The sequence below is a fragment of the Streptomyces sp. L500 genome (assembly GCF_054551825.1).
Map to the genome: position 1 here is coordinate 39,447 of NZ_JBTOLC010000031.1, position 19,913 is coordinate 59,359.

14 protein-coding genes are annotated in these 19,913 nt (G+C 74.1%); 3 read left to right on the forward strand and 11 right to left on the reverse strand.

Going from position 1 to position 19,913, the window contains the following annotated elements; all coding sequences use genetic code 11:
* Window position 1: 1 nt before the first annotated feature.
* The 6 genes from ACX9I7_RS24045 to ACX9I7_RS24070 form a co-directional block, all read right to left on the reverse strand.
* Window positions 2-541, reverse strand: coding sequence for a hypothetical protein (locus ACX9I7_RS24045; protein WP_387576961.1), 540 nt, complete (start codon window positions 539-541; stop codon window positions 2-4).
* Window positions 526-1,656 (reverse strand): ParA family protein, encoded by a 1,131-nt coding sequence (locus ACX9I7_RS24050; protein WP_126913525.1) that lies wholly within the window; start codon window positions 1,654-1,656, stop codon window positions 526-528. The genes ACX9I7_RS24045 and ACX9I7_RS24050 overlap by 16 nt, the downstream gene beginning before the upstream one ends.
* Window positions 1,657-1,978: 322 nt before the next feature.
* Entirely contained in the window at window positions 1,979-3,094 is a 1,116-nt protein-coding gene (gene ald, locus ACX9I7_RS24055) for an alanine dehydrogenase (protein ID WP_126917918.1), read from the reverse strand.
* Between the two features lie 193 nt (window positions 3,095-3,287).
* A complete protein-coding gene (locus ACX9I7_RS24060) occupies window positions 3,288-5,447 on the reverse strand; it encodes a tetratricopeptide repeat protein (RefSeq protein ID WP_459388465.1) in 2,160 nt (719 codons plus the stop codon).
* A gap of 228 nt (window positions 5,448-5,675) precedes the next feature.
* Window positions 5,676-6,323, reverse strand: coding sequence for an NUDIX domain-containing protein (locus ACX9I7_RS24065; protein ID WP_387576956.1), 648 nt, complete (start codon window positions 6,321-6,323; stop codon window positions 5,676-5,678).
* An 88-nt stretch (window positions 6,324-6,411) separates the two neighbouring features.
* The gene (locus tag ACX9I7_RS24070; protein WP_373298228.1) at window positions 6,412-8,067 is read right to left on the reverse strand and encodes a CTP synthase; all 1,656 of its coding nucleotides are present in this window, start codon (window positions 8,065-8,067) and stop codon (window positions 6,412-6,414) included.
* A 544-nt stretch (window positions 8,068-8,611) separates the two neighbouring features.
* Between ACX9I7_RS24070 and ACX9I7_RS24075 the strand changes: the two genes are divergently transcribed.
* Entirely contained in the window at window positions 8,612-10,414 is a 1,803-nt protein-coding gene (locus ACX9I7_RS24075) for a glycoside hydrolase family 15 protein (protein ID WP_387576954.1), read from the forward strand.
* Window positions 10,415-10,483: 69 nt separating this feature from the next.
* Here ACX9I7_RS24075 and ACX9I7_RS24080 read toward each other — a convergent pair whose 3' ends face one another.
* Window positions 10,484-11,782, reverse strand: coding sequence for an MFS transporter (locus ACX9I7_RS24080; RefSeq protein WP_387576952.1), 1,299 nt, complete (start codon window positions 11,780-11,782; stop codon window positions 10,484-10,486).
* A 53-nt stretch (window positions 11,783-11,835) separates the two neighbouring features.
* On the opposite strand from ACX9I7_RS24080, the gene ACX9I7_RS24085 reads away from it, so the two are divergent.
* A complete protein-coding gene (locus ACX9I7_RS24085) occupies window positions 11,836-13,533 on the forward strand; it encodes a PucR family transcriptional regulator (RefSeq protein ID WP_387576950.1) in 1,698 nt (565 codons plus the stop codon).
* Between the two features lie 268 nt (window positions 13,534-13,801).
* Here the strand turns inward: ACX9I7_RS24085 and ACX9I7_RS24090 are convergent, their stop codons facing one another.
* The 4 genes from ACX9I7_RS24090 to recN all read right to left on the reverse strand — a co-directional run bounded on the left by ACX9I7_RS24090 (window position 13,802) and on the right by recN (window position 18,417).
* Window positions 13,802-14,917: a glycosyltransferase family 4 protein gene (locus tag ACX9I7_RS24090; RefSeq protein ID WP_358621962.1), complete on the reverse strand. Its 1,116-nt coding sequence runs from the start codon at window positions 14,915-14,917 to the stop codon at window positions 13,802-13,804.
* A gap of 135 nt (window positions 14,918-15,052) precedes the next feature.
* A complete protein-coding gene (locus tag ACX9I7_RS24095; protein ID WP_459388466.1) occupies window positions 15,053-15,799 on the reverse strand; it encodes a hypothetical protein in 747 nt (248 codons plus the stop codon).
* The gene (locus tag ACX9I7_RS24100; protein WP_387576946.1) at window positions 15,796-16,614 is read right to left on the reverse strand and encodes an ATP-grasp domain-containing protein; all 819 of its coding nucleotides are present in this window, start codon (window positions 16,612-16,614) and stop codon (window positions 15,796-15,798) included. Before ACX9I7_RS24100 ends, ACX9I7_RS24095 begins: the two co-directional genes overlap by 4 nt.
* 51 nt (window positions 16,615-16,665) lie before the next feature.
* Entirely contained in the window at window positions 16,666-18,417 is a 1,752-nt protein-coding gene (gene recN / locus ACX9I7_RS24105; protein ID WP_459388467.1) for a DNA repair protein RecN, read from the reverse strand.
* Between the two features lie 122 nt (window positions 18,418-18,539).
* Here recN and ACX9I7_RS24110 point away from each other — a divergent pair, with 122 nt between their 5' ends.
* Window positions 18,540-19,901, forward strand: a complete 1,362-nt coding sequence (locus ACX9I7_RS24110; protein ID WP_459388468.1) for a S41 family peptidase — start codon at window positions 18,540-18,542, stop codon at window positions 19,899-19,901.
* Window positions 19,902-19,913: the final 12 nt, after the last annotated feature.

Sequence of the window (19,913 nt, forward strand, 5' to 3'; positions counted from 1 at the left end):
CTCAGCGGCCGCGCAGGCGCCGTACGAGGATGCTCGCGTCGCCGCGCTGCTCCAGGTCGGCCAGGACGACCGCGACGGCCTCCCGGACGATCCTGCCCCGGTCGACGGCGAGCCCGTGCTCGCCGCGCAGCACCAGCCGGGCGTGTTCGAGGTCCATGAGCTCCTCGGCGGAGACATAGACGGTGATCTTCTCGTCGTGCCGCTCCCGACCGCTGGGGCGGCGTCCGGACGCGCGGCCGCGGCGCTTGGGCTGGGCGGCGGGCTCGACCGTGCGGGCGGCCGGGGGCTGGGGGGCGGCGGTGCGCCGCTCGGCATCCGGCTCCTGCCCCGCGGCGGCCGGCTGCACGGTGGCGGTGCGGCCCTCGGGGACGGCCGCGGCCGTCTTCCCCGGCCGCTCGCCGTCGGGCGCGTCACCCGGGCCCGGCACCCTCGGCGGCGTCTCGCCGTTCGCCTTGCGGCGCGGGGAGGATGCCTGGAGGCCCATCCCGCCGGTGGTGCGGAACAGTTCGTCGGCGCCGGGCAGGCTCACTCGGCGTGACAACGGGCGAGCACCTCCCTGGCCAGCTGCCGGTACGCGGCGGCACCCACGGAGTTGGACGCGTAGGTGGTGATGGGCTCGCCCGCGACCGTGGTCTCGGGGAAGCGGACCGTACGGCCGATGACCGTGTGGTAGACGTGGTCGTCGAACGCCTCGACCACCCGCGCGAGGACCTCGCGGCTGTGCACGGTGCGCGAGTCGTACATCGTGGCGAGGATGCCGTCGAGCTCCAGGTCCGGGTTGAGCCGCTCCTGGACCTTCTCGATGGTCTCGGTGAGCAGGGCGACACCGCGCAGCGCGAAGAACTCGCACTCCAGGGGGACGATCACCTTGTGAGCCGCCGTCAGCGCGTTGACGGTGAGCAGACCCAGCGAGGGCTGACAGTCGATCACGATGTAGTCGTAGTCGGCCATCAGGGGCTTCAGGGCCCGCTGGAGGGTGGACTCGCGGGCCACCTCGCTGACCAGCTGGACCTCGGCCGCTGACAAATCGATATTGCTGGGCAGCAGGTCCATGTTGGGGACCGCCGTCTTCAGCAGCACCTCGTCGGCCTGCATGCCCCGCTCCATGAGCAGGTTGTAGACCGTCAGGTCCAGCTCCATCGGGTTGACTCCGAGGCCCACGGAGAGCGCGCCCTGCGGGTCGAAGTCGACGAGGAGCACCCGGCGGCCGTACTCCGCGAGCGCCGCGCCCAGATTGATGGTCGAGGTGGTCTTGCCGACCCCGCCCTTCTGGTTGCACATGGCAATGATCTTGGCCGGGCCGTGGTCGGCCAGCGGTCCGGGGATCGGGAAGTACGGCAGGGGACGCCCGGTGGGGCCGATGCGCTCGCGGCGCTGGCGGGCGGCGTCCGGCGCGAGGGTGGCCGCGTACTCGGGGTCGGGCTCGTACTCCGCGTCGGGGTCGTAGAAGTGCCCCTCGGGAACGTTCTCGTAGTCGGCGAGACGGGTGGACTCCGCCCCGTCGCCGGCCATGGCGTTCATGTGGTGACCGTCCATGCTCTGGTGGGCTGTCGTCATGCTCTGGATGTCCTGGTGCGCTGCGAGTGCTGAGTAGGTGTGGACAGCGACGGAGCCGACAGCGTGGAGTCCCACGGGACTCTGGCCCAGCGCAGACATTCCTGGGTGACCACCCCCGGGAGCAAATGTCGACTCATTCACAAGTCGTCCTACCTCCTTGGTGACCAGGAAACATCTAGATACGTCAGCGTGGCACCATGCCGACGGTTGGCGACTCTATGGCGTGTCGGCGGTCCGCAGCAACACAATCCGCCGGAGACGGCACGATGTGTCGGCAATCGAACACCCTTCTGTCAAGGGTGTGCGGCGGATAACCCGGAAGAATCACGGGCGGGTCAAACCATGGCGAAACGCCCCGGCCGGGCCTTGCTGCGCAAGGCCCGGCCGGGTATGTGCTCTTCGCCGATCGGCTGCTCTACGGTCAGCCGAGCAGGGTGCTCAGTTCGACGTGCGGCAGTCCGTGCGCCTCGGCGACCGGGCCGTAAACGACCTGACCCTCATGCGTGTTGAGACCCTTGGCCAGCGCGGCGTCGCGACGCAGCGCCTCCTGCCAGCCGCGGTTCGCCAGCTCCACGATGTAGGGCAGCGTGGCGTTGGTGAGCGCGTAGGTGGAGGTGTTCGGCACCGCGCCCGGCATGTTGGCGACGCAGTAGAAGACGGAGTCGTGGACCTGGAAGGTCGGCTCCGCGTGGGTGGTGGGACGCGAGTCCTCGAAGCAGCCGCCCTGGTCGATCGCAATGTCGACAAGTACACTTCCGGGCTTCATCTTGGCGACGAGCTCGTTGGTGACCAGCTTGGGGGCCTTGGCGCCCGGGATGAGGACGGCGCCGATGACGAGGTCGGCCTCGACGACGGCCTTCTCCAGCTCGTAGGCGTTGGAGACGACCGTCTGCACCTTGGTGCCGAAGACCTTGTCGGCCTCGCGGAGCTTGTTGATGTCACGGTCGAGCAGGGTCACGTGGAAGCCCATGCCGACGGCGATCTGCGCGGCGTTCCAGCCGGAGACGCCGCCGCCGATGACGACGGCCTTGCCGGCGTGGGTGCCCGGGACGCCGCCCGGGAGCACGCCGCGGCCGCCGACCGAGCGCATCAGGTGGTAGGCGCCGACCTGCGGGGCCAGCCGGCCCGCGACCTCGGACATCGGGGCGAGCAGCGGCAGCGCGCGGTTGGCGAGCTCGACCGTCTCGTACGCGATGGCGGTGGTGCCGGACTCCAGCAGCGCGTCCGTGCACTCGCGGGAGGCGGCCAGGTGGAGGTAGGTGAAGAGGGTCTGGCCCTTGCGGAGGCGGTGGTACTCCTCGGCGATGGGCTCCTTGACCTTCAGCAGCAGGTCGGCCGTGGCCCAGACCTCGTCGGCCGAGTCCAGGATGGCCGCGCCGGCCGCGACGTACTCGGCGTCGGTGATCGAGGAGCCGGTACCGGCCCCCTTCTCGACGAAGACCTGGTGGCCGTTGCGCACCAGCTCGAGCACGCCCGCGGGGGTGATGGCCACGCGGAATTCGTTGTTCTTGACCTCGCGGGGGATGCCGACCTTCACGTCGATCACGGTCCTTGAATCAGAGAATGACAGGCTAATCCTGATATGCCGGGCACACCAGAGCAGACCGCGTCGAACGCGGCCCAGCCAGTCTATTGAAGGATTGCGCGTTGTCTAGCCTTGCAATGCACCAATCTTTGCGCGATGCGCCACTGATTTCTTAGGTAGAAGATCCGTTACCCTGCGGTACCCCCTACTGGACCCCGGGTGGCTCCACCCCCTCGTCCGCAGCCCCCGGACCACCGGCGGGGCCGGGCGCGCCCGGCCCGTCCAGCAGCCGCTCCGCACAGCCCCGGTGCCGCAGCGCCCCCGCCGCGTCACCCAGCCGCTCCAGGGTCTCCGCCAGCAGCAGCCGCAGCGCCGCCTCCAGCCGGGCGTCCCCGGCGGCCTGCGCGGACTCCACCGCCTCCAGCGCGGTGCGCGCCGCCTCGCGCGGCCGGCCCGTGTGCTCCTGCGCCCGGGCGGCCTCGCCCAGCGCCCGGGCGTGCCCGGCGTGATCGCGCAGCCTGCGGTGGGCGGCGGCCGCCGCGCGCCAGTCGCGCAGGGCCTCCGGCCACTGGCCCGCGTAGCCGTGGACCGTGCCCAGCCGCCCGTACAGCCGCGCCTCGTCCGCCAGTTCCCCGCGCGTCAGCCGCAGCTCCAGGCCGCGCCGGTACCAGTCGGCGGCCCGCTGGAAGTCGCCCAGCTCCTGGTGCGCGGCCCCGATGGACTCCAGCGCCCGGCTGGTGGCGTACGGGTCCCCGGCCTCGCGCGCCGACGCGAGGGCCTGGCGGTAGCGGTCCAGCGCCTCCGGCGTCCGGCCGGCCCGGGCGTCGAGGTCGCCGAGGTTGAGCAGCGCGGCGGCCTTCTCCAGCGGCATCTCGCAGCGCCGGGCCACGTCCAGGACGAGCTGGTGCAGCCCGTAGAGCTCGGGCGCCGCCGCCTCCGGCCCCAGATGGGCCGTCAGGGCGCGGGTCAGGGCGGAGACCAGCCGCCGGGCGAGGGTGTCCAGCCGGCCGTCCTCCACCGCCAGCCGGGCCGCCGCGAGCAGCGCGGGCAGCCGGGCCAGCAGCCACTCCTCGGCGGCGCGGCGGGAGGGGAAGCGCAGCGGCCGGGGCAGCTGCTCGATCCTGCGGCGGACCGCCGGATCGTTCCGCTCCGTGGTGGCGCGGCAGGAGTGGAGCTGGCGGACGGTCCGCTCCAGCATCCGCGCCCGGGCCAGCTCGATCTCGCCGGGCCGCTCCTGGGCGTGCAGCAGCGTGCCGAGCAGGGGCGCCAGGCAGGTCGGCACCCGGTACTGCGGAGGCAGCCCGTCCGGGCCCTCGCCGGGCGTCTCCAGGCGCAGCAGGCCCCGGGCGGTCAGATCCTCCAGCACGGACTGGGCGGTGGTCAGGGAGGTGCCCGCGAGCGCGGAGGCGGTGTGGGCGTCGGCCAGTCCGGCGGGGGCCAGCGCGAGCAGGTGGAGCAGCCGGGCGGTGGGCGCGGGCAGGGCCTCGTAGGCCAGCCAGAAGGCCCTGGCCAGCAGCCGGCCGCCCTTGTCGTGGCCGTCGGCGGGCGGCAGCTCGCGCAGCCGCTTGGCCGCGTCGACGACCGTCGTCTTGGGCTGGGCGGCGAGCCAGCCGCCGACCAGCACCAGCGCGGCGGGCTGGCCGCCGCACTCCTCGACGACCGTCTTGGCGGCCACCGGGTCGCAGGTGATCCGGGTGGGGCCGGCGAACCACTCCAGCAGTTCGACGGCCGCCGGGGCGTCCAGGCCGCCCAGGGCGCAGGGCCGGACGTCCGGCACGCCGGTCAGCGGGCCCCGGGAGACGGCCACGATGAGGCACTCGGGCTCGTCGGGCAGCAGCGGGTCCACCTGTTCGGCGCCCGCCGCGTCGTCCAGGACGAGCAGCACCCGCCGCCCGTGGAGGGCGTCGCGCAGGGCCTGGGTGAGCTGGTCCTCCTCGGCGCCGGCCGGTACGGGGGCGCCGAGCTCGGCCAGCAGGGCGCGCGCGGTCCGCTCGGTGGGCACGGGCGCCCCGTCGGCGCCCGTCAGCCGGGCGCGCAGTACTCCGTCCGGGTAGTCCACGGCGAGCTGCCGGGCGAGCTCCTCGGCGAGGGCGGTGCGGCCGGAGCCGGGCCGTCCGGCGATGAGCAGCACCCGGCCGCGCGGCTTCTTGCGGCCGGAGAGGGTGTCGAGGCCCGCGCGCACGATGTCGGCGCGCAGCTCCTTGAGCTCGCGCTGCCGGCCGACGAACAGCTCGGTGCGCTGGGTCGTGAAGGAGGGTGTGCGAGCGGGCCGCTGACGGGGGCTCACCACGGGAGCGGCGCCCGCCGGCCGCCGCTCGGGCGGGACCACCGCCGGTCCGCCGGTCTCCACCGTCCGCTCCGCCACGGGTCCACTCCCTTCCCCTGCCCGCGGTGGAGGGATCCCCCGACCCGCACGCACGGGAACCTGCTGCACGCTCAACCCCCGCCGCGGCCGCGGTGGGGGACGCGTCGAGCCTAGTTCACCACCCACCGCACTCCGGGTAACGCGGTACCGCGTTGCTGAAGATCACCTATTCGGGTTGACCGATGGTCGGACCGCAGGGCCCGGCCGGACCAGCGGCCCGACGGGCCGTCAGACCTCGAAGGGGCGGGCCGGCCAGGGTGCGTCGGCCGGGCGCAGCGCCTCCAGCCCGTCCCCCGCGAGCGCGGCCATGGTGGACAGGACGCCGACGACCAGGCAGTTGTTGTGGAGCTCGCCCTTGAGGACGCCGCGCGCCAGCAGCGCCAGCGGAATCCGCGCGACCTCCATGTCGAGCTCCTCGTGCTCGACGGCGAAGCGCTCGCCCTCGGCGTCGGAGAGCCCGCGCGCCAGGAAGATCCGCACGGCCTCGTCGCAGCCGCCCGGCGTGGTGTAGACGTCGGTCAGCACCCGCCAGTCCTCGGCCTTGACGTGGGCCTCCTCGTAGAGCTCGCGCTGCGCGGCGCGCAGCGGGTTCTCCCCGGGGACGTCCAGCAGGCCGGCCGGGATCTCCCACAGCCGCTGCCGGACGGGGTGGCGGTACTGGTTGAGGACGAGCACCCGGTCCTGCTCGTCGAGGGCGAGGACGGCGACGGAGCCGGGGTGCGTCTGGTAGTCCCGCTCGGCCGTGGAGCCGTCGGGCATGACGACGGTGTCCGTGCGGACGCCGGTCTTGTTGCCGGTGAACGGGGTCTCGCTGGCGATGACCCGCCACTCCTCGGCGGTGTCCTTGATGGGCTCGTCGACGGACTCGTGCGCCATGGTTACGTCCTCCAGGAATACGGAAACCGGGGCGGGCGCCTCTCGTGCGAGAGGCGCTCACCCCGGTCAACCGTATAGGCCGGACGGATCAGCCCTGCTGCTGGCGCTCGACGGCCGCCTTCACCAGGCCCGCGAAGAGCGGGTGGGGGCGGGTCGGGCGGGAGCGCAGCTCCGGGTGGGCCTGGGTGGCCACCAGGTAGGGGTGGATCTCGCGCGGGTACTCGACGTACTCGACGAGCTTGTTGTCCGGGGAGGTGCCGGAGAAGACGATGCCGGCCTTCTTCTCGAGCTCCGCGCGGTAGGCGTTGTTCACCTCGTAGCGGTGGCGGTGGCGCTCCTCCACGTAGGCGGCGTCGCCGTAGACCTCGCGAACGATGGAGCCCTCGGCGAGCTTGGCCGGGTACATGCCCAGGCGCATCGTTCCGCCCATGTCGCCCTCACCGGCGACGATGTCCATCTGCTCGGCCATGGTGGAGATGACCGGGTGGGCGGTGGCGGGGTCGAACTCGGTGGAGTTGGCGCCCTCGATGCCGGCCAGGTTGCGGGCGGCCTCGACGACCACGCACTGCAGGCCCAGGCACAGGCCCAGCAGCGGGATCTTGTTCTCACGGGCGTAGGTGATGGCGCCGACCTTGCCGTTGACACCGCGGTCGCCGAAGCCGCCGGGGACGCAGATGGCGTCCACGTCGGAGAGCTGGGCGGCGGCGCCCTCGGGGGTCTTGCAGTCGTCCGAGGTCACCCACTTGATCTTGACCTTGGCGCGGTTGGCGAAACCGCCCGCGCGGATGGCCTCGGTCACCGACAGGTAGGCGTCGGGCAGGTCGATGTACTTGCCGACCAGCGCGACGGTCACCTCGTGGGAGGGGTTGTGGACGCGGTCCAGCAGGTCCTCCCACTGGGTCCAGTTCACATCGCGGAAGGGCAGGTCGAGCTTGCGCACGACGTACGCGTCCAGGCCCTCGGCGTGGAGCACCTTGGGGATGTCGTAGATCGACGGGGCGTCGATCGCGGCGACCACCGCGGCCTCGTCCACGTCGCACATCAGCGAGATCTTGCGCTTGATCGCGGTGGGCACCTCGCGGTCGGCGCGCAGCACGATCGCGTCCGGCTGGATGCCGATGTTGCGCAGCGCGGCCACCGAGTGCTGGGTGGGCTTGGTCTTCAGCTCGCCGGAGGGGCCGATGTAGGGCAGCAGCGAGATGTGGACGACGAAGACGTTGTCCCGGCCGACCTCGTGGCGCACCTGGCGGACGGTCTCCAGGAACGGCAGCGACTCGATGTCGCCGACCGTGCCGCCGACCTCGGTGATGACGACGTCGACGTCCTCGGTGGCCATGCGGCGGATGCGGTGCTTGATCTCGTTGGTGATGTGGGGGATCACCTGCACCGTGTCGCCCAGGTACTCGCCGCGGCGCTCCTTGGCGATCACCGTGGAGTACACCTGGCCGGTGGTCACGTTGGCCGAGCCGTCCAGGTCGACGTCGAGGAAGCGCTCGTAGTGGCCGATGTCCAGGTCGGTCTCGGCGCCGTCGTTGGTGACGAACACCTCACCGTGCTGGAACGGGTTCATCGTGCCCGGGTCGACGTTCAGGTACGGGTCGAGCTTCTGCATCGTCACCCGCAGGCCCCGCGCCTTGAGCAGCGCGCCCAGGCTGGAGGCCGTCAGGCCCTTGCCGAGCGAGGAGGCGACACCCCCGGTGACGAAGAGGTGCTTGGTCGTCGTGGGCTTTGCGGCAATGGCCAAAGGGGGGCTCCCGTGGTCGCGAGGTGAAGGTGCGTACCGGCGATCACCCGGTCGATTCCGGGGGTGCCGTCGCTGCGGTTGGGGGGTCTTGCACCCACCGGTCCACGGGGTACCAGGGTATCAGCGCCCGGGCCCGGACGCGTCCGGTGACGCGTCCGGCGACATCGCCCGAGGCCCGTCGTGACGGGGCGCGACGCCTCCGTGGGCGCTGTGTCACCGCGCGCCTCGGGAGCCCGTCACGGGCCGCGCGCCCGGCGCGCACCGGGCCACCCATTCGGCACATGTTCCCCCGCGAACCGTCGCGCGTGTCCCAACTCCGCGTCGTATCCTGCTCGGACACACGCAGCGAGCCGGCCGGCGCGGCACCACCCGGGCGCCCCTCCCAGCTACCGCTGGAAGGCACCCTCACCTCCGGAACAAGAGCTCGTCGAAGATCGCTTCACCATCAATCGCTTCACCGTCATACGGACCCCACCATGGGGATGGGGTCCTGGTTGCCGTTCGACCCCCAGGGGTCCTGGATGCCGTTCGACTGGAGATGACCGTGGCCGGGCGTATCGAGGATTACGCACTCATCGGCGATATGCAGACCGCCGCACTGATCTGCCGGGACGGTACGGCCGACTGGCTGTGCCTGCCCCGCTTCGATTCGCACGCGGCCTTCGCCGGGCTCCTCGGCACGGAGGAACACGGCTTCTGGCGGATCGGCCCGGCGCACCCCTCGGGGGCCGCCCCGCCGGCCGCCGACCGCCGCCGGTACCGGGGGGACTCCCTCGTGCTCGAATCCGAGTGGGACACCCCGCGCGGCACCGTCCGCGTCATCGACTTCATGCCCCCGCGCGACGGCGCCCCCCAGCTGATCCGCATCGTCGAGGGCGTCAGCGGCCGGGTGCCGATGCGCTCCGCGCTGCGGATGCGCTTCTCCTACGGGCGCGTGGTGCCCTGGGTGCACAAGCGGGGCGAGCGCACGGTGGCCGTCGCGGGCCCCGACTCCGTGTGGCTGGACACCACCGCCGACACCTTCGGCAAGGACCTGACCACCTACTCCGACTTCACCGTCTCCCCCGGCGAGCGCATCGCCTTCACCATCAGCTGGCAGCCCTCCCACGGCGAGCCGCCCGCCCTGCCCGATCCCGAGGGCTCGCTCGCGGCCACGGAGGAGTTCTGGCGGGAGTGGGTCGGCCACTGTACGTACCACGGCCCCTACCGGGACGCCGTGGTCCGCTCGCTGATCACCCTCAAGGCGCTGACGTACGCCCCCACGGGCGGCATCGTCGCCGCCCCGACGACCTCGCTGCCCGAGGAGATCGGCGGCGTCCGCAACTGGGACTACCGCTACACCTGGCTGCGCGACGCCGCCATCACCCTCTCCTCGCTGCTGCGCACCGGCTACCGCGAGGAGGCCCGCGCCTGGCGCGAGTGGCTGCTGCGCGCGGTCGCCGGCGACCCCGAGAACCTCCAGATCATGTACGGCATCGCGGGCGAGCGCGAGCTCGGCGAGGCGGAGCTGCCCTGGCTGCCGGGCTATGAGAACTCCACCCCGGTGCGGGTCGGCAACGGCGCCGCCGGCCAGCTCCAGCTCGACGTCTACGGCGAGGTCACCGAGGCCCTCCACCTGGCCCATATGACCGGGCTCGCCCGCAACGACTACGCCTCGGTGCTCCAGCTGCGCCTCATCGGCTATCTGGAGGACCACTGGAACGAGCCCGACGAGGGCATCTGGGAGGTCCGCGGCCCGCGCCGGCACTTCGTCCACTCCAAGGTCATGGCGTGGGTCGCCGTCGACCGGACCATCAAGCTCATCGAGTCCGGCGACGTCGACGGCCCCCTGGAGCGGTGGCGCGAGCTGCGCGAGGACATCCACCGGGACGTCTGCGAGAAGGGTTACGACAAGGAGCGCAACACCTTCACCCAGTCCTACGGATCCCGGGAGCTGGACGCCTCCCTGCTGCTCATCCCGCAGATGGGCTTCCTGCCGCCCGACGACAAGCGCGTCATCGGCACCATCGAGGCGATCCAGCGGGAGCTGTCCACCCCGGACGGGTTCGTGCTGCGCTACCCGACGGCCGGCCACGAGGCGGGCGTCGACGGGCTGGAGGGCGACGAGGGCGCGTTCCTCGCCTGCTCCTTCTGGCTCGCGGACGACCTCGCGATGATCGGCCGGGTCGACGAGGCCCGCCAGCTCTTCGAGAAGCTGCTCGCCCTGCGGAACGATCTGGGGCTACTGGCGGAGGAGTGGGACCCGCGGCTCCAGCGGCAGGTGGGCAACTTCCCCCAGGCCTTCAGCCACGTGCCGCTGATCGACACGGCGCTGCGACTGACGGCCTCCAGCGCGTTCGGCGGCTAGCCGACCCCGCGCCCCGCAAGGGGCGCGGGGAACTGCGCGACCAGCCACGACGGGCCCGCAGTCGTACGCTCAGCCGCGCCGTCGGACGGCGAAGACGAGCGCCAACGCGCTCACCGGCACGACGAGCGCGGCCGCGGCGACGTTGAGCCCTCCGTACCCGTACCCCGCCAGGACCACCCCCGACAGCGCCGCCCCCGCCGCCCCCACCAGATTCATCAGCATGTCCGACAGGCCCTGCACCTCGGAGCGGTGCTCCCCCGCCACCGACTCGCTGAGCAGCGCCGACCCGGCGACCGTCGCGCACGACCACCCCACACCCAGCAGGAACAGCCCCGCCGTCACCGGCCACTGCCGGCCGCCCGACGTCCCCGCCAGCACCGTGGCCGCCGTGAAGACCACCTGCCCCGCGAGGATCACCGGTATCCGGCCCAGCCGGTCGGCCGCCCGGCCCACCAGCGGGGACAGCCCGTACATGCCCAGGATGTGAAGGCTGATCGTGAAGCCGACCACGCTCAGCGAGGCCCCGTGATGGGCCAGGTGGACCGGCGTCATCGTCATCACCGACACCATCACGGCATGGCCGACGACCAGCGCGCCGAGGCCCGTCAGGGCCGCGGGCGACGCGAGGACGTGACGGGTCGCCTCGCGCATCCGGGTGCGGAAGCGGCGGGTTTCGACGCCTTCGGCCGCCGTCCCGGGCACGGGCGCCGCACGCGTCAGCAGCAGCGGGTCCGGGCGCAGCCCCTTGTGGATCACCGCCCAGCCCGCGAGGAACGCCCCCACCGAGAAGACGAACGTCCCCGCCGCGTCCGGCAGCCCCAGCGGGCGGGCCACCGCCTCCCCCGGCCCGCTCAGGTTGGGGCCCAGCACGCTGCCCGCCGTCGTGGCCCACACGACCAGCGAGAGCGCCCCCGCCCTCGCGTCCGGCCCCGCCAGATCGGTGGCCGCGTAGCGGGACTGGAGGTTCGCGGCCGAGGCCGCGCCGATGAGGAGCATCCCCAGCAGCGTGGGCCCCAGCAGCCCCAGCCCCGCCCCCACCGGCACGACCACCGCGCCGGCCGCCGCCACCAGCCAGCCCACGCCCAGCCCGGCCCGCCGGCCCCGGGCACGGGAGAGGGCCGCCAGCGGCACGGACATCAGCGCGGCGCCCAGCGTGGTGAGCGTCGTGGCGAGGCCCGCCACCGAGCGGGAACCCGTCAGGTGCTCCACCAGCAGGCCGCCCGAGGAGAGCATCGAGCCCATGCCGATCCCGGCGACGACCTGAGCCGTCATCAGGACGCGGACGGTGTGGCGCTGCACCGCCGCGAGGTCGGGTCCGCCGGGTATGCCCGGGGCGGCGGAGGAGCGGGATTCGGCGGCTGACGTCATGCGGGACAGGGTAGGGGCGCCGGGCCCTCGCGGTCGTGGCATAAATTCCCGCCATGGACGCCATGGAACCTTACGCTCCGTCCTCCGCCGCCCCCGGGGACGTCCCGGGGAACGCCCTGGGGAACGTCCCCGGGAACGCCCCCGCGGGCGTCCAGGGGGCCGTCACCGTGGCCCGCGCCCTGGAGCTGCCCGCCCTGCGCCGGGGTCTGCCCGAGGTGATGGCGGCCGGCGACCGGCTGCACCGGCCGGTGCGCTGGGTGCACGCGGGCGAGGTGCCCCACATCGCCGACCTGCTCAAGGGCGGCGAGCTGCTGCTGACCACCGGCCTGGGGCTCGGCGGCCGCCCCGCCGAGCAGCGGGCCTTCGTCCGGCGGCTCGCCGAGCGGGACATCGCGGCGCTCGTCGTCGAGCTCGGTTCGCGCCTGCCGACCCTGCCCGCCGCGGTCGTGGACACCGCGCGCTCGTGCGGGCTGCCGCTGGTGCAGCTGCACCGGGAGGTGCCGTTCGTGGCGGTCACCGAGGAGATCCACACCGAGCTCGTCAACGAGCACTACGCGCTGCTGCGGCGGGCCGAGGACGTCCACCGGCGCTGCACGGAGGTGCTGCTCGGCGGGGGTGGCGTCCCCGAAGTGCTGCGGCTCTTCGCCGACTTCACGGGCAACCCGGTCTTCCTCCAGACCCCGGAAGGGCGGCTGCTCTACGCCGCCGGGCCCTCCCCCGCGCCGCCGGGGGCCGCCGAGCCCCTCCAGGTCTGGGACGGGCTGGGGGCCGCCGGGCTGCCCGGCGGCGTCGTCGTGGACGTCCCCGGGCACGGTCCCGCCGTGCGGGCCCGGCTGTCCGTCCCGCCGGTGAACGCGCCGCTCGCCCCCGTCCACCGGATCGCCGCCGACCGGGCCGCCGGGCTGCTGGCGGTCGTCCTCCTCCAGGCCCGGCAGGAGGAGGAGCTGGCGGCGCGCGGGCGCGGCGACTTCCTCACCGACCTCGCCGAGGGGCGGCTGGAGGTCGCGGACGCCCCCGCCCAGGCGCGTGTCCTGGGCTTCCGGCCGGGGCCGGGGCCGCTGCTCCCGGTCGTGATGCGGCTGCCCGTCGAGCTCGTACCGGCCGACGGCTGGTCCGCGCTGGCCGGCGCGGTGCGGCAGGAGCTGGCGGGGGTGGGGGCGCCGGTGCTGGTGGGCGTCCGGCTGCCGGAGGGGAGGGTTCCGCTGCTTGTGGGGTTGCGCGGGGAGGACGAACGGGAGGCCGTGGCGGGGCGGGTGGCGGCGGCGTTGCGGGCGGGGGCGGCACGGGCGGGACTGCGGCCGCCGGTGGTGGTCGTGGGCGGGACGGCGACGTGGGCGACGGCGGGGGCGGAGCTGCGGCACGCGGCGGAGGCGGCGGAGGCGGCGCGTTCGGACCGTCCGTGGCACGACGTGCGGCGGCTGGCGGTCGACGTCCTGCTGTGGCGGTTGCGCTCGCACGGCGACGGGGAGCTGGCGGCGTTCGTGGACCGGGTCATCGGGCCGCTCCTGGCCCACGAGCTGCTGCCGACGTTGGAGGTGTATCTCGCCTGTGGCGGGCGGAAGGCGGAGACGGCACGGGAGCTGCATGTGAACCGGCAGACGCTGTACGACCGGCTGGGCCGGATCGGGCGGCTGCTGGGGGTGGACCTGGAGGATCCGGAGACGGCGCTGGCGCTGGGGCTGGCGTTGCGGGCACGGCGGCATGTGGGTGGTCGGGGGCGGGATGGGGCGGACGGGCCCTTACGGGGCTGAGCTCTTCGCGGCCCCTGGTATCACGGTGCTGGTTGCCCCGCCCGTGTCCCTAGCGGCGAAGAGCTCCTTACGCCCCTACCAGGGCCCGTCCACCCCACCCCGCCCCCTCACGTCACCCCAGGCGTGGGTACCCCCGGGAAGCCCCCGACCCCCGCCTCCTACCCGGGCAATCCGCGCCGGGCAATCGGGCGGGCGGGTGGGGTAGAACCCGCGCCGAAGGCGCGGAAAAACCACCGGCGGGCAGCCGGAAAGCTACGGGCGCCCGGAACTACCGGGCGCTGAGCTCGTCGTAGACGGCGAGGACGTGCGCCACCGTCTCGTCCTCCGACGGCCACCCCGCCGCCCGCACCCGCCCCGCCGCCGCGAGCCGCGCACACCGCATCGGATCCGCCAGCAGGCGAGCGACCGCCCCCGCGAGGGCGGTCGCGTCCCCATACGGGACCAATTCGGCCGCGTCCCCGACGAAATCAGGGACACCCCCCACCGACGTGGCGACCAGCGGCACCCCCGCCAGCAGCGCCTCCTGCGCCAGCAGGGAGCTGCCCTCCCAGCGGCTGGGCAGGATCGCCACGTCCGCCGCCGCCAGCAGCTCGGGGACGTCGTCCCGCCGCCCCACGAGCAGCACCGGGAGTTCCTCCTCCGTGATGCGCCGCTGCAGAGCGGGCCGTTCGCCGCCCTCGCCCGCCATGATGAGCAGGGGTTCGGGGTCGAGGTCCCGCCAGAGCCGGGCGGCGTCCAGGAGGGGGCCGTGGCCCTGGTCCGGCTCCAGGCGGCCGACGGTGACGAGCAGGGGGCGGGCCACCGCGCCCAGTTCGGCGCGGGCCTTGAAGCGCAGGTACTCGTCGTCCTCGGTCGGCGGCGGCGCCCGGCGCGGCGCAGGGAGGGCCACCGGGGCCAGCCGGGCGTCCCGCGCGCCGCGCCGCCGGGCCCGGTCGACGAGATCGGGCGTGGCGCCGAGCAGCACGGCCGCCCCCCGCGCGGCCTGACGCTCCATCAGCCGGAGCAGGAACCCCTCCGTGCGGGCCCGCGCGTGCCAGGTGACCACCAGCGGCGTGGGCCGCCCGCGCAGGGCCAGCGCCGCGAGCGTCCCGGAGCGCAGCCCGTGCGCGTGCACCACGTCGGCGCCCTCGCTCGCGGCGCGGATCCCCGCCACCGCCTGGGCGCTCGCCTCCGGGTCCAGCGGGGAGAAGGCCGCCCCCGACTCCGGGATTCCGTACCGCTCCCCCGTCGTCGACGGCCCGCACACCGTCACCCGCAGGCCCCGGGCCACCAGCCCGCCCGCCAGCGACCGCACGTGCGCCCCGCTGCCCGCGCTCCCGCTGCCCAGGACCTGAACGGCATGCAGCGGCGGCCGCCCGTGCGAGGGAACGGGTGTACTGCTCACGCGGGGGAAGCTCCTGGGTCGACGTCGGGCGGGGCGTACGGCGAGGTGCTCAGGCCAGGATGCCAGCCCTCGCCGGTGTCGGGGCACCACTGGCGCGAGGTCGGCCCGTCCTACCTCGCCCGTAGTTCCCCGGATTCACCCGCTTTGGGGATTCCGTACGTCGGCGGCGATGGTCGCGGCCGCCAGTACGGCGGCGTGGAGGGCCAGCCCCGCACGGCCGTTGGCCCCCACGACGGCCAGGCCCAGCCCCGCTCCGAGCGCGTGCGCGCCGGAGTCGCCCAGCATCGTGCGCCCGGCCGCGTCGTCGGCCAGCAGGGCCGCCGCGGCGCCCACGGGGGCGGCGGCCAGGGCGGCGCCGGGGCCGCCGCGCAGCAGCCCGCCCGCGCCGAGCGCCAGCGTCGCGCCGGCGGCCCGGCCGGGGCGGACGTCCAGCAGGTTGACCGCGTGGGCCGAACCGGCGATCACCACTCCGGCCAGCAACCGGTCGAGGGGCCGCTCCTTGAGCGCCGCCCCGGCGGCGAGGCCCGCCGCGCCGATGCCGAGGAGTTTGACCGCGCCGCTGGTGACCTCGCCCCGGCGCAGCGCCGACAGATGGGCGCGGAAGCCGCGCCGGTCGTCCCCGGCGACGTCGTCGTACGCCCCGCAGGCCCCGGCCGCCAGCACGGTCAGCGCGCCGGCCAGGCGGTGCCGGGCCGGCAGGGCGCGGACGGCGGCGGTGGCCACCGCCGTGCCGAGCGCGGCCGCCGGCCCGGCGCAGAGGGTCACGGTGCGGCCGGCGTGGTTCGTCCGGTTCCACAGGGTGTACCCGCCGGGGCGGGTGCGGCGCAGCGTCTCGTACGTTCCCCGGGCCACCGCGGCAGCCGTGGTCAGGGTCCTCTTCACGCGAGCAGGCCGCGGAGGGACTTGGCGAACCGGTCGACGAAGGCGTCCCGGGTCGGGGCGTCGAGGAGGTCCAGGGAGAGGTAGGGGTTGAGGTCCTCCAGCTCGACGAGGAGGAGGCCGCCTTCGGGCGTGCGGCAGGCGTCGACGCGCTGGATGCCGTGCTCGATGTCGTTCCAGGCGATGAAGCGCCGGGCGAAGTCCAGGTCCTCGGCCGTGGGCTCGTAGCGTTCGAGGGCCCAGCGGCGGTCGGGGTGGGGCGCGTACAGCGCGTACTGGAAGTCGTGGTCGACGAAGTAGAACGACACCTCGTAGCGGAAGTCGATACGCGGCTGGGCGAGGACGTCGCCGGTCAGGTCGGCCGGCTCGACGCGGGGGACGAAGCGCAGTCCTATGGAGTCCGCGCCCGCCTTGGGCTTGAGCACGTACCCGGCGGCTCCGGGGAGGCGGTGGAGGTCCTCGGCGCGGTCGACGGTCGGGATGACCGGGTACCCGGCGGCGGTCAGGTCGAGCAGGTACCGCTTGCCGCGCATGTCGGCCTTGCCGGTGAGCTGGTTGTGGACGGGCTTGCCGGTCTCGAGGGCGCGGGCGCGGAAGGCGTCGTACTGCTCCTGGTGGGTGAGCACGGGGCCGCTGTTGCGGACGACGACGGCGTCGAAGGCGTCCATGAGGGCGAGCGCGTCCCCGGGGTGGCACAGCGCGATGTCGAAGTCCGCGCGGAGCCGGGAGGTGAGGAAGATGTCCTCGTCGCAGTACCGCCGTCCCTTGGCCTCGTAGGCGAGGTCGGTGACATAGAGGACGCGGGGCCGGGCAGTCATGGCGCTCCTGAAGATCGTTCCGGTGCGTGCCAACCTACCCGGCCCGGGTGCTCAGCTTCCCGCCCGGGCCGCCTGGAGCAGTTCCTCCGCGTGTGCCCGGGCCAGCTGGGAGTCCTCCTGGCCCGCCAGCATCCGGGAGAGCTCGCGGATGCGGTCCTCGCCCTCCATGGCCTTCACCCCGCTGCGGGTGACGGCGCCGTCGACGGTCTTCTCCACGACGAGGTGGCGGTCGGCGAACGCGGCCACCTGCGGCAAGTGGGTGACGACCACGACCTGGGCGGTGCGCGCCAGCTTGGCCAGCCGCCGGCCGACCTCGACGGCGGCCTTGCCGCCGACACCGGCGTCGACCTCGTCGAAGAGGTACGTCGGCACGGGATCGGAGCCCGCGAAGACGACCTCGACGGCGAGCATCACCCGGGAGAGCTCACCACCGGAGGCGCCCTTGGCGATGGGCCGGGGCTGCGCCCCGGGGTGGGGAGCGAGCAGGAGTTCCACGTCGTCGACACCGTGCGGCCCGTAGGCGACGGCGCGCCCCCCGACCTCGACGCCCGACTCCGGGTCGGCCGTCTCATTCTGCCGGATGGCGAAGGTCACCCGGGCGTGCGGCATGGCGAGCGAGGCGAGCTCGGCGGTGACGGCGTCGGCGAATCGCTTCGCCGCCTCGGTACGGGCGTCGGTCAGCTCCTGGGCGAGCCCGCCGAGTTCGGCGCGGAGCGCGTCGCGCTCGGCGGTGAGCTCGCCGATGCGGTCGTCGTCGCCGTCGAGCTCGGCGAGCCGGGCGGCGCTCGTCCGGGCCCAGGCCAGGACCCCGGCGATGTCCTCGCCGTACTTGCGGGTGAGGTGGGCGAGCGAGGCGCGGCGCTCCTCGACGGTGGCGAGGCGGCGGGGGTCGGCGTCCAGGCCGGAGGCGTACGAGGCGAGCTCGCCCGCCACGTCGGCGAGGAGGATGCCCAGCTCGGCGAGCCGGTCGGCCAGGGCGGCGAGGGCCGGGTCGTGGGAGCGCACGGCGGCGAGGGCCCGGTGGGCGCCCGCCACGAGAGTGCCGGCGTCGACGCCCTCGGGGTCCTCGGGGTCGCCCGCGAGCGCGGCGTGCGCGGCGGTGGCGGCGGAGGCGAGGGACTCGGCGTGGCCGAGCCGCTCGGCCTCGGCGGCGAGCTCGGCGTCCTCCCCGGGCAGGGGCTCCGTCGCGGCGATCTCGTCGAGCCCGAACCGCAGCAGATCGGCCTCCTGGGCCCGCTCCCGCGCCCGCTCGGTGATCTCGCCCAGCTCGGCGGAGACGGCCCGCAGCCGCCGGTACGCGTCGGCGTACTTGGCCAGCGGGGCGGCCACGGCGTCACCGGCGTACCGGTCGAGGGCCTGCCGCTGCCGGGCGGGCCGCAGGAGCCCCTGCTGGTCGGTCTGCCCGTGCACGGCCACCAGCTCGTCGGCCAGCTCGCCCAGCAGCCCGACGGGCACGCTCCGCCCGCCCAGGTGGGCGCGGGAGCGCCCCTCGGCGGACAGGGTGCGGCTGACGAGCAGCGTCCCGTCGTCCAGCTCGGCGCCGGCCTCCTCGGCCCGCACGGCCACGGACGACCGGCCGCCGACGGCGAGCCGCCCCTCGACCACGGCCGCCTTGGCGCCCACCCGCACCAGCGCGGGGTCGGCGCGCCCGCCGAGCAGCAGCCCGAGGCTGGTGACGACCATGGTCTTGCCGGCACCGGTCTCGCCGGTCACCGCCGTGAAACCGGGCGACAGCTCGACCACCGCGTCGTCAATGACGCCCAAGGACCGGATCCGCATCTCCTCCAACACGGATACGACCATACGAGGTTCCGGGGGCGGCTCGCGACGGCCTCCCCCACCGATCGCCCCGGGGGAGAACCCCACCACCGTTCCGGGTGACGGCCCCATGGGCACGGGGACCCTTGCGGCATCAGGCTTACATCATGATCAAAAGCGTTTCCCTCGCCCTCCTGGCCTCGTCCGTGGTCCTCACCGCCACGCCGACGGCGACCGCCCGCCCCACAGCCTCCCTCGACGGGGTGTGGCGGACGGACGGCTACGGCACGGTCGTCTCGGTCGAGAACGGGGGCCGGCTCCTGCGCGCATACGAGACGACGTCCGTCGGCTGCCTGCCCGGCGAGGTCACCGCGCTCGGGGAGGCCACCGCCACGGTCGCCCCCGACGGCCCGGGCCGGGCCCGGCTGAGCTACGCGAGCAGCGTCGGCCACCGCGTCCTGCGGCGCCTCCCCGCGCTGCCGGACGCGTGCCGCGCCCCGCGCCCGGCGAAGGACCCCCGGGCGGTCTTCGACGTCTTCTGGCAGACGTACGCGGAGAATTACCCCTTCTTCGCCATGAAGCACATCGACTGGCGGGCCGTCCGCGACCACTACCGGCCGATGGTCACCGACCGGACCACCGACCAGGAGCTGTTCGGCATCCTGCGAGCGATGATCGAGCCGCTGCACGACGGCCACACGTACCTGGTCAAGGGCGAGGGCCCGGAGGACCGTTTCGGAGGCCACCGCGAGGACACCCCGTTCCCGACGGGCGAGCTGATCCGCCGCATCGACACGTCGATCGCCCACAGCGTCGGGGAAGACCACCTCCAGCGATGGGGCAAGGGCAAGATCTCCTTCGCCGAGCTCCCGGACGGCGTCGGCTACCTCCGCCTGACCGGCTTCCTGAACTACACCGACGACGAGACCTTCGCGGCGGACCGCGCCGAGCTCGACCGCGCCCTCGACGCCGTCCTCACCCGCGAGCGGACCACCGGCCCGAAGGCCCTGCGCGGCCTTGTCCTCGACCTCCGCTTCAACGGCGGCGGCTCGGACCGCCTCGGCCTCCACGTGGCCGAACGGCTGACGGACCGGCCGTACACGGCGTACCTGAAGCAGGCGCGCGACGACGCCAAGGACCCCCGGAAGTTCACCCCGGCCGAACCGGTCCGGGTGCTCCCGCACCGCGGCGGTCCGGTCTACACCGGCCCGCTGGCCGTCCTCACCGGCCGCCTGACGATCAGCGCGGGGGAAACCACGACCCAGGCCCTCATGGGCCGCCCCTCCCGGCCCACACGCATCGGCGCGAACACGAACGGCTCGTTCTCCGACGTCATGGAACGCCGGCTGCCCAACGGCTGGACGTTCGGGCTGCCGAACGAGGAGTTCCGCGACCCGCGGACGGGGGTGTCGTACGACGGGGACGGCATCGCGCCGGACGTTCGCACGCCGGTCTTCACGGACGACGAGCTGGCGTCGGGCCGCGACTCCGCTCTCGCGGAGGCGCGGGCACGCCTGACGTCCGGCTGACCGCCGGTGGGG

Bases quoted from the DNA above. Each gene is read 5' to 3' on its own strand.
- ACX9I7_RS24110 (WP_459388468.1), top strand. From the start codon at position 18,540: ATGATCAAAAGCGTTTCCCTCGCCCTCCTGGCCTCGTCCGTGGTCCTC.
- ACX9I7_RS24065 (WP_387576956.1), bottom strand. From the start codon at position 6,323: ATGGCGCACGAGTCCGTCGACGAGCCCATCAAGGACACCGCCGAGGAG.
- ACX9I7_RS24050 (WP_126913525.1), bottom strand. From the start codon at position 1,656: ATGTCTGCGCTGGGCCAGAGTCCCGTGGGACTCCACGCTGTCGGCTCC.
- ACX9I7_RS24080 (WP_387576952.1), bottom strand. From the start codon at position 11,782: ATGACGTCAGCCGCCGAATCCCGCTCCTCCGCCGCCCCGGGCATACCC.
- ACX9I7_RS24100 (WP_387576946.1), bottom strand. From the start codon at position 16,614: ATGACTGCCCGGCCCCGCGTCCTCTATGTCACCGACCTCGCCTACGAG.
- ACX9I7_RS24085 (WP_387576950.1), top strand. From the start codon at position 11,836: ATGGACGCCATGGAACCTTACGCTCCGTCCTCCGCCGCCCCCGGGGAC.
- recN (WP_459388467.1), bottom strand. From the start codon at position 18,417: ATGGTCGTATCCGTGTTGGAGGAGATGCGGATCCGGTCCTTGGGCGTC.